Source organism: Bacillus sp. HSf4, from assembly GCF_029537375.1.
Taxonomy (GTDB): domain Bacteria; phylum Bacillota; class Bacilli; order Bacillales; family Bacillaceae; genus Bacillus; species Bacillus sonorensis_A.
Window position 1 is genome coordinate 277,798 of the sequence record NZ_CP120679.1, and the last position, 16,906, is coordinate 294,703.

General features: G+C 47.4%; 15 protein-coding genes and 1 pseudogene. 9 read left to right on the forward strand and 7 right to left on the reverse strand.

The annotated features are described in order from the left end of the window. Positions 1–219 precede the first annotated feature (219 nt). Positions 220–1,101, forward strand: a complete 882-nt coding sequence (locus P3X63_RS01540; RefSeq protein WP_277692364.1) for a Vgb family protein — start codon at positions 220–222, stop codon at positions 1,099–1,101. A gap of 13 nt (positions 1,102–1,114) precedes the next feature. Here the strand turns inward: P3X63_RS01540 and mmuP are convergent, their stop codons facing one another. Further along, complete coding sequence (gene mmuP / locus P3X63_RS01545) at positions 1,115–2,545, reverse strand: S-methylmethionine permease (protein ID WP_077735802.1); 1,431 nt, start codon at positions 2,543–2,545, stop codon at positions 1,115–1,117. Beyond that, positions 2,545–3,489 carry a homocysteine S-methyltransferase gene (mmuM, locus tag P3X63_RS01550; RefSeq protein ID WP_026585706.1) on the reverse strand — a complete coding sequence of 315 codons (945 nt, stop codon included), beginning with the start codon at positions 3,487–3,489 and terminating at the stop codon, positions 2,545–2,547. Before mmuM ends, mmuP begins: the two co-directional genes overlap by 1 nt. 358 nt (positions 3,490–3,847) lie before the next feature. On the opposite strand from mmuM, the gene chbG reads away from it, so the two are divergent. The 4 genes and pseudogenes from chbG to P3X63_RS01570 all read left to right on the forward strand — a co-directional run bounded on the left by chbG (position 3,848) and on the right by P3X63_RS01570 (position 6,707). Beyond that, positions 3,848–4,588 (forward strand): chitin disaccharide deacetylase, encoded by a 741-nt coding sequence (gene chbG, locus P3X63_RS01555; protein ID WP_277692365.1) that lies wholly within the window; start codon positions 3,848–3,850, stop codon positions 4,586–4,588. Between the two features lie 13 nt (positions 4,589–4,601). After that, the gene (locus tag P3X63_RS01560) at positions 4,602–5,981 is read left to right on the forward strand and encodes a PTS transporter subunit EIIC (protein ID WP_277692366.1); all 1,380 of its coding nucleotides are present in this window, start codon (positions 4,602–4,604) and stop codon (positions 5,979–5,981) included. A gap of 406 nt (positions 5,982–6,387) precedes the next feature. Next, positions 6,388–6,510 (forward strand): annotated as a pseudogene (locus tag P3X63_RS01565) (MerR family DNA-binding transcriptional regulator); the annotation flags it as partial. A 44-nt stretch (positions 6,511–6,554) separates the two neighbouring features. Continuing rightward, positions 6,555–6,707 (forward strand): hypothetical protein, encoded by a 153-nt coding sequence (locus P3X63_RS01570; protein WP_277692367.1) that lies wholly within the window; start codon positions 6,555–6,557, stop codon positions 6,705–6,707. Positions 6,708–6,737: 30 nt separating this feature from the next. Here the strand turns inward: P3X63_RS01570 and P3X63_RS01575 are convergent, their stop codons facing one another. Continuing rightward, complete coding sequence (locus tag P3X63_RS01575) at positions 6,738–7,460, reverse strand: DUF421 domain-containing protein (protein WP_077735799.1); 723 nt, start codon at positions 7,458–7,460, stop codon at positions 6,738–6,740. Positions 7,461–7,784: 324 nt separating this feature from the next. Between P3X63_RS01575 and P3X63_RS01580 the strand changes: the two genes are divergently transcribed. Further along, a complete protein-coding gene (locus P3X63_RS01580) occupies positions 7,785–9,926 on the forward strand; it encodes a SpaA isopeptide-forming pilin-related protein (RefSeq protein ID WP_277692368.1) in 2,142 nt (713 codons plus the stop codon). 21 nt (positions 9,927–9,947) lie between these two features. Here the strand turns inward: P3X63_RS01580 and P3X63_RS01585 are convergent, their stop codons facing one another. Beyond that, positions 9,948–10,340: a ribosomal maturation YjgA family protein gene (locus P3X63_RS01585; protein ID WP_026585712.1), complete on the reverse strand. Its 393-nt coding sequence runs from the start codon at positions 10,338–10,340 to the stop codon at positions 9,948–9,950. A gap of 128 nt (positions 10,341–10,468) precedes the next feature. Here P3X63_RS01585 and P3X63_RS01590 point away from each other — a divergent pair, with 128 nt between their 5' ends. After that, positions 10,469–11,194, forward strand: coding sequence for a vWA domain-containing protein (locus P3X63_RS01590; protein ID WP_277692369.1), 726 nt, complete (start codon positions 10,469–10,471; stop codon positions 11,192–11,194). A gap of 24 nt (positions 11,195–11,218) precedes the next feature. Here P3X63_RS01590 and P3X63_RS01595 read toward each other — a convergent pair whose 3' ends face one another. Continuing rightward, positions 11,219–12,649, reverse strand: a complete 1,431-nt coding sequence (locus tag P3X63_RS01595; RefSeq protein WP_026585714.1) for an alanine/glycine:cation symporter family protein — start codon at positions 12,647–12,649, stop codon at positions 11,219–11,221. A 26-nt stretch (positions 12,650–12,675) separates the two neighbouring features. Further along, complete coding sequence (locus tag P3X63_RS01600; protein ID WP_026585715.1) at positions 12,676–13,659, reverse strand: glutaminase; 984 nt, start codon at positions 13,657–13,659, stop codon at positions 12,676–12,678. A 383-nt stretch (positions 13,660–14,042) separates the two neighbouring features. On the opposite strand from P3X63_RS01600, the gene P3X63_RS01605 reads away from it, so the two are divergent. Both P3X63_RS01605 and P3X63_RS01610 read left to right on the forward strand, forming a co-directional pair. Continuing rightward, complete coding sequence (locus P3X63_RS01605) at positions 14,043–15,371, forward strand: sensor histidine kinase (RefSeq protein WP_077735795.1); 1,329 nt, start codon at positions 14,043–14,045, stop codon at positions 15,369–15,371. A gap of 8 nt (positions 15,372–15,379) precedes the next feature. Continuing rightward, positions 15,380–16,315: a response regulator gene (locus P3X63_RS01610; protein ID WP_026585717.1), complete on the forward strand. Its 936-nt coding sequence runs from the start codon at positions 15,380–15,382 to the stop codon at positions 16,313–16,315. 44 nt (positions 16,316–16,359) lie between these two features. On the opposite strand, the gene P3X63_RS01615 is transcribed toward P3X63_RS01610, so the two are convergent. Next, positions 16,360–16,896 carry a GNAT family N-acetyltransferase gene (locus P3X63_RS01615; protein WP_026585718.1) on the reverse strand — a complete coding sequence of 179 codons (537 nt, stop codon included), beginning with the start codon at positions 16,894–16,896 and terminating at the stop codon, positions 16,360–16,362. Between the last annotated feature and the right edge of the window lie 10 nt (positions 16,897–16,906).

Genomic DNA, 16,906 nt, shown 5'->3' on the forward strand with positions numbered 1-16,906 from the left:
TGATATCGACAGACTGGAATTAAAATCAATTTCCTATTTAACTAAATTACCCTATAGTGTAATCTTAAAAAGAATACAAGGACATTTAGGCCATTCGAATGAAAAAATGAATTTGTGGAAAAAAGAGGTTCGCCATGGAAATGGGGTATCGGCAGATGGGATGCCAGCTGCCGCAAGCTTCGGTTTGTTTGGATAACACTAAAAGGGGGGGGGGATAGCATGCAGGTCAGCATAAATGAATATCCGGTTCCGGATCTTGCATCAGGTCCGTATGGAATCGCTTCATGTACGGACGGACATATTTGGTTTACGGAGCAAAAGGGAAATCGGATCGGCAGGATGAAGCCTTCCGGAGAAATGATAGAATACGCTGTTCCGACTGCGAATGCAGGCGTGTCGATTATCGTTCAGGGGACAGACGGCAATCTATGGTTTACAGAATATAAAGCGGGCAAAATCGGGACCATCACGGCTCAAGGCGTGATCGCCGAATACCCCCTTCCGGCCGGAGCGGCGCCGTTTGGGGTCGCTGAAGGACCAGACGGCGCCATCTGGTATACGGATATGGGGAATCATCAAATCGGCAGGATGTCGCCATCGGGGCATGTTACACAGTATGGGCTGCCAAGTCCGGGATCATTCCCTTCGTTTATTGTGAAAGGGTCTGACGGAGCGCTTTGGTTTACACAGAATCAAAGCAATTCGATCGGCCGGATCACGGTGAACGGAGATATTTCTGAATACCCGATTCCGAAGACGCAATCCGGTCCTGTCGGCATCACATCGGGCCCTGACGGAGCATTGTGGTTTACGGAAATTAACGGAAATCAAATCGGAAGGATCACTGCATCCGGAACCATCAGCGAATTTCAGATTCCATCCGAAAATGCCCGCCCCCATGCGATTACTGCCGGCGGAGACGGGGCGCTGTGGTTTACGGAATGGGGAACCGGTCAAATCGGACGAATCACAGTGGATGGAAAAATAACAGAATATCCGATTCCGACGAAGCACTCCGAGCCCCACGGCATTGCTGCCGGACCTGACAAATCGATCTGGTTTGCAGAAGAGTGCGGCCAAATCGGCCGGATCACGTTTTAAAGCACGCCTATCATCAGATGGGCGTGCTTTTTTGAATGTTCTTTTTCTCATCTATATTTTCGGGATGTTTTTTCCCATTTTTGACGTAATAAATCAAGTAGCATGCCGCCATAAAAGGCACACCGCAAAAAAGGGCGATCCGCTGGTTCGGATCAAAGGCGATGCCGATGCAGGACGCCAGGCACAAGAGAAATGCGGCAATCGGCACGGCCGGATAAAGCGGTGTCCTGTACTTTAAAGCGTCTGCGTTGTTTCCTTCAGATAAAAAGCGTCTGCGAAACATGTATTGTGAGGCAGCGATACTCATCCAGACAACAACCACGGCAAACCCTGAAATCGACACAAGGACAATGTAAACCGAGTCGGGAGCAAAGACGCTCGAAAGAAGCGATAAAATTCCTCCGATCATGCTGAAGATCAGTGCGTTAAACGGTATCCCCTTTGACGTCAGCTTCCGAAAAGCAGGATGGAGCGTGTTTTCTTTGGAGAGCGACCACAGCATCCGGGAACAGGCGTATAAGCCTGAATTGGCCGCGGAAAGCAAAGCCGTCAGAATGACAAAGTTCATGATATCAGCGGCAAATGGCACGCCGATGCGGTCAAAGACAACCACGAAAGGGCTTTTGACGACGCCGGCTTCTTTTATCGGAATCAGGCATGAGAGCACGAAGATCGTACCGATGAAGAAAAGCACCAGCCTCCAAATCGTTGTTTTGATGGCTTTGGGAATGTTTTTTTCCGGGTCGGCGCTTTCCCCGGCCGCGATCCCGATCAATTCCGTTCCTGAAAAGGCAAAATTCACAGAAAGCATCGCCATAAAAATGGGAAGCATACCGTTTGGAAATAGTCCGCCTTCTCCGGAAAAGTTTGATAACAGCGGGGCGGAATCGCCATTTTGTAAGGGAATAACGCCGAATATCGCTGAACCGCCTAAAATAATAAACAATAAAATGGCTAACACTTTAATGCTGGAAAACCAAAATTCCGACTCGGCGAAAAATTTCACTGAGAAAGCATTCAACAGGAAAATCAAGGCGGCGAAAACGGCGCTCCACATCCAGACTGAAGTATGCGGGAACCAGCGCTGCATCAATAATCCGGCTGCGGTGAATTCCGAGCCGAGGGCGACGGCCCAGGTCAGCCAGTAAAGCCAGGCGACCGTGAATCCCGTGCCGGGGCCGATGAATTTGGCGGCATACATATGAAACGACCCTGTGACAGGCATTGCGACCGATAATTCGCCGAGACAAAGCATGACAAGGTAGACGATCAGGGCGCCGACCAAGTAAGCCAAAATCGTCCCGGCCGGCCCGGCCTGGGAAATTGTATAGCCTGAGCTTAAGAAAAGTCCTGTTCCGATGACACCGCCCAATGAGAGCATCACAAGGTGTCTGCTTTGCATTTTTCTTTGAAAGTTCTGATGATTGCTGTTTGATTGTTCCATCATACCTCCAACTTTCTTGCCCATTCGGCAACAGCATTGATGTCTTCCGGGCTTGTCCGGCAGCAGCCGCCGATCAGCCGTGCGCCTGAGTCGTACCAGAGGCGGGCGCTGTCTCCGAATGATTCGCTGCACGCGGGACCATGCCATGTTTTCGTTTCGGGATCGTACGCTTCCCCGGAGTTCGGATAGGCGATGAGCGGTTTATCCGTATGCTTTTTCATTTCACTGATCAGTGATGGAATGTGTTCGAGCGGCGTACAGTTGATTCCCGCCGCGGCGACTTGTTCTTGCCGGTCAAGCCATTCGGCGCATTCGGCGGCAGGCGTTCCGTCGCTGATGAGGTGGCCGTCTTTTGCACTGAAGCTGATCCACGCATACGTTTGGGGGAATTCTTTTAATAGCTTGACGATGGCTCTCGCTTCTTGAAGACACGGGATCGTTTCACAGGCCAAAATGTCGGCGCCCGCATCAATCAGCGCTCTCATGCGAGGTCTGTGGAAATCGACTAATTCGTCCTCGGATACGCCGTAATCCCCCCTGTACTCTGAACCATCGGCAAGAAAAGCGCCGTAAGGGCCTACTGAAGCGGCAACCAGCGGCTTCGGTCTGCCGTTCCGATTTTCAGGAAGAGACCAAAATTCATCCCGCGCTTCGGTGGCAAGCCGGACGGACTCTTTTATCAGGTGAAGCGCTTCTTCTTCGCTCAGACCGCGCTTTAGAAAGCCTGCAATGGTAGATTGGTAGCTGGCGGTTATCGCGCAATCTGCCCCCGCGCTGAAGTAATCCGCATGCACCTGTTTGATAAGGCCGGGATTTTCGATCAGGATTTTGGCAGACCACAGACTGTCATTCAAATCACAGCCATGGCGTTCAAGCTCTGTGGCCATTGCACCGTCAAGGATGATGAGCGGGAATTGATTCAAGATTGACTGGATGGGATTCATAAAAAAATGAGGTTCTATCGTTCGAACCCCAGCCTCCTTTCAGAGTTTTTAAAAATATATGAAAAATAGTTTAAAAGACGGGATCATTTTTGTCAATTGGTGAAACATGACGAATCCGCAACAGAAACGATCTGTTCATGGTATTCGTGAATCGCGGGATGTGGCGTTTGTCTTCAGGTCAAGCGAGAGCACAAAATCATCCAAAGTAGAAGAGCCTGTTACTTGATTTTTCGGGAGCAGGTTCTTTTTTTGCGGTCAATCAAAGCGGCATCCGAGACAATGATAAAACCGGCTGCTTGTGCATATTTTGAAAAGAGCAGAACGAATGCGAATTCAAAATAGAGAAGGGGAATGGGAGATGAAAAAGTTAATCATCAATGCTGATGATTTTGGTTATTCAAGAGGTGTGAATTACGGAATTATCGATGCCCATAAGCTGGGAATACTGACATCGGCCACATTAATGACGAATATGCCGGGTGCAGGTCATGCCGCCCGCTTGGCCCGTGAATCTCCCGAGTTGGGAGTCGGCGTTCATCTGGTTCTCACTTGCGGGAGGCCGCTTTTGCCCGGTCATCGGACCATTGTCGATGCGCGGGGAAACTTTCGCGATCTCGCCTTTTATCAAGGCGCATATACGATAGATGCTGATGAAGTGTACGACGAATGGAAAGCGCAGATTGAAAAATGCCTTGCTTTTGGCCTTGAGCCCGACCATTTGGACAGCCATCATCACATCAATCGTTATCCGCAGATTTCCGAGGTGTTTTTGGCGCTTGCCAAAGAGTACCGCCTGCCGGTCAGACATAATATCGAGACAGACGTTTTACGAGAAAAAAATGTGAATACCACAGACTTTTTCGCGACGGTTCTCGAAACCGCTTTAAAGGATGATGAAGCTATTGCAGGGCTGTTTCAACACCATGATACAGTTGAGGTCATGACACACCCTGCTTATCTCGATAAGGAGCTGTTGGCGGGCTCTTCCTACACTTATCCGCGGGTCGATGAACTTGAATTTTTAATCGATCCGGATGTCGTCCTCCGTTTGCGGACGCTTGCAGATGTCCAGCTTGTACCTTTCAGAAATCTGACATAAGGAGAAACGCGGTATGAAACATTTTCTGCAGTTATTAGGAAAGTCATTGCTGATCCCGATTGCCGTTCTTCCGATAGCAGGCCTCTTGCTGCGTCTGTCGGCCGAAGACATGCTTGATATTCCGCTCTTTCAGGCGTCAGGCGTGATTTTAAGCAATATGGACGTGCTGATTGCCATCGGCATCGCCATGGGGCTCTCCAAAACCAAAGATAAGGGAATACCCGCACTGACGGGATACTTGGCGATCACCATATTAAAAGAAGGGCTCGGCATCATGAATCAGGACCTTGACATGAGCGTGTTCGGCGGAGTCATCGCCGGTTTGGCGGCCGCTTTCATTTACAATCGCTTTCATGACACACGGCTTCCGAGCATGTTCTCATTTTTTGGCGGAGAAAAGTTTCCGCTGACGATGATCGTTTTGCTCATGATCCCGGCTGCGGGCCTGTTTTCCATCGTCTGGCCTTATGCACAGGCAGCTATCGATACTTTTAGCCAGACGCTTGTGGGGCTCGGCGCTTTCGGGGTGTTCGTTTTCGGTTTTTTGAACCGGTTTTTGCTTCCGTTCGGCCTTCACCATGTGATGAACACGTATGTATATTTTGGTCTTGGTCGGTATCAAACGGTTTCCGGTGAGACGGTCACAGGAGAAATTACGCGGTTTTTAAACGGAGATCCGACAGCCGGGTATTTCCTCGGCGGCTTTTTTATCACGATGATCTTCGGCATCCCGGCGATTGCCTTGGCGATTTCACGCGCCGCCAAAAAACGAAAAAAAGAAACGAAAGCCCTGATGTCGTCCGGAGCGGCGACATCAATGATCACCGGAATCACGGAGCCGATTGAATTCACGTTTTTATTTACTTCACCTTTATTATATTTTCTTCATTCTGTCTACACGGGGCTCGCCGGAGCGGTGCTCTGTATGCTGGGCATCCGCCACGGCTTTTCATGGGGAGCGGGCGCCATCGACTATTTGCTGAACCTCAATTTATCAGATCGCGGATTATGGATCATACCGGTCGGACTTCTCTTTTTTGCTCTTTACTATGTGACGTTTTACTTCATCATTACAAAGCGCAACATACCGTTGATCGGAAGAGAACAAGATGCACTTGAAGCAAACACATCCCATCCATCGATGGCTCACGGTATTCTCCACCATATTGGCGGCCCGGAGAATGTCCTATCATGCGACAACTGTATGACGCGTTTGCGATTGAAGTTAAGAGACGCGTCATTGGCGGATGAAGCCATGTTGAAGGACTTGGGGGCGCACGGCGTCGTCAAAATTGATCAGCATCATATCCAGATCGTGATCGGCACAAAAGCGGGGAATGTCAAAAAAGAAATGGAGACAATTATAGAGCAGCTCCCGCCAGATGAGAAATAATCACATGCTATAATGTCGGACGAAAAGAACGTATTGAAAACGTACACGAGGCTTTATGTTGACAATCTGGAAACCGCTCTGCCGTTTTATGAACAGATGTTGGAACTGAGATGTCAATATCCCGAAATGAAGCTGGGAAATCGCGGCTGTCGGCGGTTAAAACCATTCACCGAGACAAAAGCGACCTTGATCGTCGATTCTGTGGAAGAATGGAAAGAATACCTCATAGGCAAAGGCCTTCTGTCATTCGCGATATCAAAGAAGTTCCGACCGGTAAAAACATGACACTGAAGCATCCCGACTCCTCGGTATTCGAATATGTGGAATTTTTGAGCGGATAAAGCTTGCACCTCCAGCAGCGTGAGGCGGTATGATTGGTATGAACCGTTCGTTGGAGGTGTCTTACATGAAACAAGAACCTTATTATTCAATTGGCGTTTTCTCAGAAATGACAGGTACATCGATTCGGACGTTGCATGATGATGATGAAATCGGCCTGCTGAAGCCTCAAAAAGCGCCCGGTTCCGGATCGCTATATGAAGGCGAGCCTCCCCATTTGTCGGAGAGGATGTTTTGGCGGGCTTAAGCAAAATCGAGGCGATCGAATCGCAGCCGTATGCAAATAAGCTGCCATCGCCATTTACAAAAGAGGAGGAAGAGTGGCTGCAGAAAGTGATCGGATATTATATCATGCACAATGATATGGATGTTGAAAAAGAGGAATGAAAACGGTTCCGGCTGCTCGGCCGGAACTTTTTAATGCAAAATGTCCGGCTCGACTTTCGTCATATCATTTTGAAGTGAAACATGAAGTTCATGTTGTTGATTGACTGAAGCGAAAAAAACCGCGCTGATTTGTTCGATTCCCCTCTCTTTCAACTGATCGATGAGCCAGCTTTCCGATATATGTAATTGGCGAAGGACGGAAGCGTATATTTTTCCGTCGACGATGACAGGGTAGGAAAATCCGCCGCGGCTTTTTTGGATCCCCAAATCTTCTGCGGTAACCTCCATCTTATCCGGTTTTTTGTAGACCGTTAAATTTCCGTTTGCCTCTATAAACGCCATTTCAACGTCACCGACATTAAAAACGTCTTTTTCCCGAAGCATCTGCAAAATATTATCGATCGAATAACGGATCCGCTTTAAATTGCCGACGATGAATGTTCCATCTTTAATGACAATGGTCGGTTCAAATGTGATCAGACGCCCTAGTGTTCTGCTTTTAATCATGATTTTTGATGTGAGCCTTTGCAAAAGTGCGATCCCCAAAACCGCAAAAGCGGTATGCAAATGTTCGATTTTTGGATCGGCGATATCCGCCCCCACAACGGCTCCGAGCGTAATAATGATTAAAAAATCAAAGACCGGCATTTCCCCGATCGAACGCTTACCCATATACAATGTGACCATTAACAAAAACGGTAAAATCGTAATAATCCGACCATAAACGAGTAAAATTTCTTTCACAGTTTCCATTGTTTTACTTCCTTTTTCGCTTTTTCTGCTTCGACCATTTATATTTTGGCTGAAATAAAGGATCTTATTTAAGAAATTAGCCGGAAGGAAAAGGCTGACCCGTGAGAAAAAAGCGCTAAAACGAAAAGGAGGAAATAATCCGAAGTTCTCTCAGAATTTTCTGGTAATTATGGTATGATGAAGCGGCAGGAGGGAGGTGTTTGATATTCCGGCATCTTCTTCAACACTCCATTGCCCGGTCTTCTTTTACGATTCTGGATAGGTTCATCACTTCCTTTTAGAAACGACTGTAAAACGCTTTTTAAAAGAAAGGGAAGTGAGACCATGAATGTAAAGAAGCCATTTCTGCTGATTGCGGTTTTTTTGATGATCTTCAGCTCGATGTTGTCTTTCATGCCCCGTCAGGCATTCGCTGACACATTTGCCGGTGATCCGAGTACAAAGGTGTCCGGCTGGGCTTATGACGAAAGCATTGGCGGCTATCTGCCGACTGAGCAAATTAAAGCAGCCGATGATCCATCAAGGCTCGCATACTGTTTGCAGCCGGGGAAAAGCTCGCCTGACAATGCCGATATGCCGTCAAGCGGCCGAATGAATGATAAGGTGTACCGGATTTTAACATACGGCTACCCCAGCGCATCCCCCTCTGAATTGGGTGTGACAAGCAAAGCGAAAGCCCACTATGCGACGCAAGTGGCCGTCTGGATTGCTGTCGGCGAAGTGACAGAAAAAAACCTTACATATCGTGATGAGAGGATTGAAGAAGCAGTCCATTTCCTTTTGGAAAAAGCGGACCGTGCGGATGATACACAGGACATAACGCTTACCGTGACGCCAAAGGACGCCAAAGCGTCAATTCGCGGTCATGATTTGCAGACACCGCCTTATACAGTCAAAAGCAGTGCGGCCGGTACATACACGGTATCTTTAAAACATGCGCCGAAACAGGCGGTGGTAACGGATATCGAAGGAAACGTGAAGAAACGGTTTAAAACAAATGAATCATTTCAAATCATGTTGCCGAAAAACACCCCGACATCAACGATGGACGTGCACATCGATGCAGAACTGAAGCAATTGATGACGATGAAATATCGATCTGACGGCACATATCAAGACGTTGTGACATTAACGAACGCCAAGAAGCATATTCAGGCGGCTGCAGCGGCTTCATGGGAGACAAAAGGCGCCATCCAAATTGTAAAAACCGATGACGAAGACAAGCCTCTGTCAGGTGTAGCATTCGATTTGAAGGATGAAAGCGGCCGGAAAGTCGCATCGCTTGTGACCGATGATTCCGGACAAGCCACAGCCGAAAACCTGCCGCTTGGAACATACACAGTTGTTGAAACAAAAACAAAGGAAGGGTTCGTGCTGAATCCTGATCCTCAAACCGTGGTTGTCAAAACCGAAGAAACCTCTGTACTGACTTTTGTCAATCAAAAGGTGACAGGCGGCGTCAAAATCAAGAAGACGGATGAAAATGGACGCGCTCTGCAAGGCGCTGCATTCACACTGTTTGACAAGAACGGAGAAAAGCTGAAAACAGCGCTTACAAATGGTCAAGGAGAAGCCTTTTTCGATCATGTCGAGTACGGACAATATACAGTCCAAGAAACAAAGGCACCGCAAGGATTTGTGCTTGATCCAACGAAACATCTGCTGAACATCAGAGGAGACGGGCATGTCGTTAAGTTTCATATTGAGAACAAAGCGATCAAGGGCAGCGCAGAATTGATCAAGGTGGATGAAAAGCAGCCGCAGAAAACATTAGAGGGTGCCGTGTATGAGCTGAAACATGAGGACGGCGCGGTCATCGGTGAATATCGTACAAATGAAGACGGAAACATCTCTGTTGACAACCTGCCATCCGGTTCTTATATTTTTACAGAGAAAAAAGCGCCGCGCGGATATGTACTAGATCCTGAACCGCTTCGATTTTCGATTTCAGAAAACGGTCAGACAGTAAAGCTTAAGGCATCCAATCACAAGATGACAGGCTCGCTTGAGCTGACCAAAACCGATGCAGCAGATGGGAACACCCGTTTAAAAGGCGCGGAATTTGTTATTCGCAATGAAAAGGGAGAGGAAGTCGCCAGAGGAAAAACCGGTGAAAACGGAATCGCCCGATTCGACAGGCTTCCTTACGGGAAATACACTTATACGGAAACAATCGCCCCGAAAGGATATGTTTTAAATGAAGAAACATTCGCATTTGAAATCAAAAAAGATGGGCAAATCGTAAAGCATACGGTAGAAAATCATAAGGAAGAGACAAATACCGCAGCTCCTCCTGCCAAAAAGGATAGAGACACTGGACATGTCGAAAAAACAGGAGGACACCTGCTGCCGAATACAGGAAATGACGGCCTGTATCGTGCTTTACTCATTGGACCCATCCTTCTTATTATCGGATGTGTCACATATGTTTTAAACCGCAAAAAGACTCAAAATCAAAGGGTGTAAATCTTCACGAAAAGGACAGCTTTACGGCTGTCTTTTTCGCGAAAAGAGCTCGAGGACAGACCCTGCACCCACGCCGAGCAAATAAGCAAACAAATCGCTCCATAAAAATCCGTATCCAAGGATGAGGCCGCCGAGCGGAATAGTTCGCAAACGGTCGATCCACGGAGCGTGGTAAAGCTGGCTGAACTCTATTAAAAAGCAAAACAACAGCGCTCCGAGCGCTACCGCTCGTGTGCCGGCTTTGTTGAACAGAAATCCAAACCCAAAGAAAATCATCAGCGCCCAAAGCGCATCTCCTGCATAAGAATTCACAATATCCGGCAGCATGCCGGCCATTTTCCTTACGCCTAACCCCGCCGCCATGGCCGCAAACGTCAATCCTGCCTGTCGGGTGCGGCTGCGTTTTTTTGTCATGATAAACCCCATTTCTCTATATGTTCGAAGAACATTTTAGCACTGATCAAGTTTCACATTGAAACTTTCATTTGCCGTGTTCGTAAAAAGTAAGGTAAATCAGCATTTCACAAAAAGGAGATTGGGCAATGTCAATAGACCTGCAAAAGAAAAGTCTCAATATCGTCCTCGAGAAAAAACAATTAACCGATGTGAAGGCAAAGGTCGGTTTAGTGCTGGATATCACCGGTTCGATGAGGGGGCTTTACAAACAAGGAACCGTACAAAAGACTGTCGAAAGAGTGCTGGCTGTCGCCGATCGGTTTGATGACGACGGAATGCTCGATGTTTGGGTGTATGACAATGAATTTTCCCGGCTGGCACCGATAACAGAAAAGGATTTTAGCGGGTATGTCAACAGGGAAATCATTAACAATGCCGAGGTGCATAAATTTGGAAGGAATAATGAACCGCCGGTCATGAAAGATGTCCTGCAGAAATACACCGTTGAAGAACGCAGTGAATATCCTGCTTTTATCGTTTTTATCAATGATGGCGGCTGCAAAAAATCGATCAAACCGATTATTGAAGCATCCTCAGATAAATCGCTTTTCTGGCAGTTTGTCGGAATCGGCGGGGGGAATTTCGACTTTCTTAAAAAAATCGATGAGCTGGAAGGGCGTTTTGTCGACAACGCCAATTTTTTTCACATTGAAGATATTGACCGGCTGACAGATGATGAATTATATGACTCGCTTCTCAATGAATTTCCCAAATGGTTAAGAGAAGCAAAGCAAAAAGGTATTGTCAAAGAAGAGCTTCAGACTGAAAAGCCGAAGAAAAAAGGGATTTTCAGCAGGTTGTTTGGAAGATGAAAAAGCCGCCTTACCGGCGGCTTTTTATATCGCATTTTTGCTTTCAGCATCTCGTACAGTGTCTGAATGCTCCCAGCACTCTATGCTTTCATGGTGTTCGACGACATCCTTGTAAAAGACCGGGTCTTTTCCGGCTTTTCGTTGTCTCACATAGTCGTTCAAAGCGGCGAACGCTACCTTGGATAAGAGGAAAATCGCAATCAAGTTGACGATGACCATCAAGCCCATGAACAAGTCGGCCAGATCCCAGACAAGCTGAACCTTTGACACGGAGCCGAAGATGACCATGGCAAGCACGCTGATTCTGTAAACCATCAGCCATGCTTTATTCGTGTGCAGAAATTCAATATTCGTTTCCCCGTAGTAGTAATTGCCGATCAAGGTGCTGAATGAGAACAAAAACACCATGATGGCGAGAAAGCCGGACGCCCATGAGCCGATGTGGGTGCTGAGCGAGGCTTGCGTCAATTCGATACCGCTCAGTCCCGGCTGTTTGTAGGCATCGGAAAATAAAATGATAAACGCTGTACTTGAGCAAATCACCAATGTGCTTGTAAAGACCCCTAAAGCCTGGACAAGACCTTGTTTGACGGGGTGGCTCGTCGCAGCTGCGGCGGCCGCGTTCGGCGCGCTTCCCATCCCGGCTTCATTTGAGAAGAGTCCGCGCTTAATCCCGTTCATCAGCGCCGCGCCGACAGCTCCCCCGGCGGCCTGTTCGAGGCCGAACGCATGTCTTACAATCAGAGAGAGCACTTCCGGCAGTTTTGTCATGTTCATCAGCATCACGAAAACGGCAACACCGATATATAAAACGGCGAGAAAAACGACGATATATTCCGATAATTTGGCGATCCGTTTGATTCCGCCGAAGGTAATGATGCCGAATGCGATCGTAATGATGAGCCCCAATGTCAGCCGGTCCGTCCCGAATGAGTTTTCAAAAGCAACCGTTATCGTGTTTGACTGGACGGCGTTAAAGACGATGCCGAACGACAAGGTGATAAGCACGGCAAAAAGGGCGCCCATCCAGCGTTTTTTCAGCCCTTTTTCCATATAATAAGCAGGGCCTCCGCGGAAGCCGTTTTTGTCCCGCACTTTATAAATTTGTGCGAGTGTGCTTTCGACAAGGCTTGAAGCCGAACCGATAATGGCGATGACCCACATCCAAAAGATGGCGCCCGGTCCGCCCAAGGCGATCGCGATAGCAATCCCCGTAATATTACCCGTGCCGACTCTCGCGGCCATGCTGATGCAAAAAGCCTGAAACGGCGAGATCGCATGTTTGTCAGGCGCTTTTTCTCTTAAAACCCGGAACATTTCTTTCAGCAAACGAACTTGAAAGAACTTCGATTTGAACGTGAAAAATAGACCGGAAGAAAGGAGCATAATCATCAATAGTTTTGACCAGAGAAAATCATTTGTTATTCCGATGATGTCTTGAAGGAATTGCTGCATGCTTTCACCTCTTTTTTGATTGTGTTTTAGAAAATGCTAAGATCCCATTCCCGGGCGATATGTTTTAAAAGCATCCCGCCTGTCAGGCTGTTGCCGTACTCGTCAATGGCCGGTCCATAGATGCCGATTCCGCAGCCTTGCTGAAAAGGCTGCTTTCTTTTGAGACTGGCAGGGACCGCACACATGATGCCGCCGGAAACGCCGCTTTTGGCAGGGATGCCGACAAAGGCGGCAAATTTCCCGGATGCATTGTACATGCCGCATGTCAGCATTAACGCTTTTGTCAGCCTGGCGACATCCTTTGGAATGACCTGCTCTCTTCGGAAAGGGTGATATCCGTCGTTGGCAAGAATCATGCCGATCAGAGCGATGTCTTCTGTGGTTCCTTCCATGGCGCATTGTTTGAGGTAGACTTCAAGCGTCTGTTCGACATCGGCTTCCAAAAAGCCGGTTTCTTTTAAATAATGAGCTAAAGCTCTGTTCCGATGGGCGGTCTGCCATTCGGACCGAAAGACTTTCTCATTGATATTCGGGCGTTTTCCGACCATTTTGTCCATGAGCGCATAAAGCGCTTCTGTTTTTTCCCGAGCCGATTCACCGGGCAGAATCGAAGCGATCGTCAGGGCACCGGCGTTGATCATCGGATTAAACGGTTTTCCCGGTTTGTGCATTTCAAGGCGGATGATCGAATTAAACGCATCGCCTGTCGGTTCGACATCGACGCGGTCCAATACATAAGAAATCCCTCTCGTCACACAGGCGGCGATAAAGCTGATCACCTTTGAGATGCTTTGCAGTGTAAAGGGCACATTCCAATCCCCGGAGGTGATCTTCATTTGATCCGTGCCAATGAGGCAAATGCCGAGCTGATTTGAATCGATTGTTCCTAAAGCGGGGATATATTCGGCGGTGCGCCCGCTCGCGGAAAAAGGCCGGTAATATTCGGCCAGATTCTTCAGGCGGGATTGCCAGACATTGGCGTCATAACGTTCTTTCACGGCTTCATTCATCAAAATTCCTCCAATCTGACGTTTTGACAAAGCTTACGGCTTTCTAGAAAAATGCGAAGACTACGGCTGCGGCTTTTCAGGCATGGCGGCAGAACAGGCGTAAAAGCTAAAGGGGGGCCTGTACACTGTCGCAGCTTGCCTGATAAAAGGGGTTTGGATATAACACAAGGGAATGATGTGCGGAAAAAGTTAGCGTTTACAAATTGAGAAAATATAAATTCAATTTATAATAGAACCTACAACATCATACAAAAACCGACAAAGATATGATAAAAATAAGCCGATTGATTTAAAAATGAAATTGTTCATGGGTCAAATGGGTGTTGCGTACAAGTGTGATTGACGCCAAAATAAAGCATCACGGTTTTTAATGGAGGATCAGCATGATAGATGAAAAATGGAGGAATTTGATCGGAAAGGCCGGGCGGCTTATCAAAAAAGACGGCTATATTTTGATGTTGATGCTTTTAACGGTTCCTTTGGCGGGGGAATTGAAGTTTTATCCTCTGAATGAGACCTTTCGGATCAGTTTTGGCGTACCGACATTCTTCTTTTTTCTGCTGCTGTTAAGAAATGTGCCGGCAGTTCTTCCCGGTCTTTCAACAGGGGCGGCGGTTGTCGCCTTCCGGGTGATGCTCGATGTTTTCGGTCGAAATCAGCTCGATTGGCAGTCGGCTTTTTATGACCATTATCCGACCTTTTTCTTTTACTTCACGTATGCCTTTCTGTTTGATTTGGCTAAGGTGAAGAGGTTTCAATATCAGCCGCTTTTGATTGGATTTCTCGGTTTTGCGATTGAAATCATTGCCGACGGAGCGGAGCTGGCTGTTCAATATGCGGCGTTTTCATCCACTGTCACACCGGGAAAAATACGCGATGTGATGGCGATTGCCTTTTCACACAGCTTCATCGTCCTGAGCTTTTTTAATGTCATGAAGCTGTATGAATCACAATCAAGGGAGAAGCAAATCCGCGAGCAAAATGAGCATATGCTGATGATCATTTCAAACTTATATGAAGAAACGATTCATTTGAAAAAAACGCTGAAGAATACAGAACAGATCACGAATGAGTCATATCAGCTGTACCGGATTCTCAATCAGCGCAGCCGGGAACATCCTTCAGAAAAGCCGCTCAGCCAGAAGGTTTTGCGGCTCGCCGGCGAAATCCACGAAGTCAAAAAGGATAATCAGCGTATTTTTGCCGGCCTTTCAAAACTCATTTCCAATGAGAGCTTCCGGGACTATATGGGAGCCGAAGACTTAGTCCGTCTTGTGATCGGAATCAACCGGAAGTACGCTGAATCCCTCGGCAAGGACATCGAGTTTCAATACACCGTCTCTGGAGAGCATCCGAAATATCATGTCTATACGATTTTATCAATGATCAATAATATTATGGCCAATGCGGTGGAAGCGATAGAGAAAAACGGCCGCATCCGCCTCAGCCTGTTTCGGAACGAAGAGGGGATGCTGGAATGCCGGATCGAAGACGATGGCCCCGGGATTCCCGAGAAGATCGGGGATGTGGTGTTTGAGCCTGGCTATACGTCAAAGTATGATGAGTTTGGCACCCCATCCACGGGGATCGGCCTTTCCTATGTGAAGGAAGCCGTCGAAGGGCTCGGAGGAGGGATTACGTTTTGCAACCATCGAAACGGTGTCGTGTTTGCGATCAGACTTCCCGTTCAACAATTGATTCAGAAAGGGTGAACCGCCTGATGCGTTTTTTTATCGCCGATGATGACCGCGCTGTGCGATCGATTTTAAAGCAGATCATTGAAGACGAAGATTTGGGGGAGGCAGCCGGAGAAGCGGAGGACGGCTGTGAATTGGAAGGGCATGTTTTAAATTTACAGCAGATTGATATTTTATTTGTCGATCTTTTGATGCCGATTCGCGATGGGATTGAGACGATCCGCCATTTGCACGGATCTTTTTCTGGGAAAATCATCATGATCTCCCAGGTGGAGTCAAAGGAAATGATCGGCGAGGCTTATTCCCTCGGGATCGAATATTATATTCAAAAACCGATTAACAAAATTGAAATCTTAAGTGTCATTCAAAAAGTGAAGGAACGGATTGAGCTTGAAAGGTCGATTCAGGATATCCAGTCCTCCATCAGCCGGCTGGTGGATACAAATGGGGGACGGAGGAACGCGATCCGGGAAAAAAGCATTCAAGAAACGGGCGAATTTCTCCTTTCTGAGCTTGGCATCGTCGGGGAAAGCGGATCGAAGGACTTGATCGCCATCCTTCAATATTTATTTGACGATGAACAGACATCATTATATGAAAAGAATTTTCCCCCGCTTAAAGACATTTTTATGAACATCGCAGAAGAAAAGCTTGGACCGTCCGCATCGCCCGTTGACATCAACCGGGAGGTCAAGGCGTCGGAACAGCGGATACGAAGGGCTGTCAGCCATTCGTTGAACCATTTTGCCTCACTCGGGTTAACAGACTTTTCAAATCCGAAGTTTGAAAGCTATGCTTCAAGATTTTTCGACTTTACGGTCATCAGCAAAAAAATGAAAGAGCTCCAGAAAGACTCTGCAGCCTCGATGACATCAGCCCGCGTCAACACGAAAAAGTTCATCCAGGTTTTCTTTTTGGAAGCCAAGCGCTTAAATGAGAGCGCCGGAAAAAGGGGTTAAAAAGAGCTTCCTCTACCTTTGAGGAAGCTCTTCTGCATAACCGGTTATCCAGCGTATTCTCTTTTCAGCAGTGAAAACATGTACACATCAATCAGTCTGCCTTTTGCTTTCTCGTACTCTCTTAACAGCCCTTCCTTTTGAAAGGATAGAGATTGCAGAAGTTTGATTGAAGGTGTGTTTTCGGGCTCCACCTTCGCTTCGATGCGGTTGAGGTTCATGCTTGTGAAGCCGTAGTCGACCAGCTTTTTAACCGCCTCTGAAGCAAAGCCTTTTCCCCAATGATTTCTTCCTAAGTCATAGCCGATTTCAGCCCTGCCGTTTTCTTGGTCGATCATATTAAAGCCGCATGTCCCGATGACTGCATTCGTTTCTTTTACAATGATGGAAAAGCGGTTTGCCTGTCCTTCAAGGCTTAGATCATTGATCATTTGAATCATGTCACGCGCTTGTGAAACGCTTGTGAAAGGCGTGATGTTCATATGTTTTGTAACTTCCGGATCTGACCAGTATTCACAGAGGATATCCGCGTCTTCCAATTCCATTTTTCTCAAAGTCAATCTGTCTGTATAAAGCGTTTCCATGGTCTGGGCC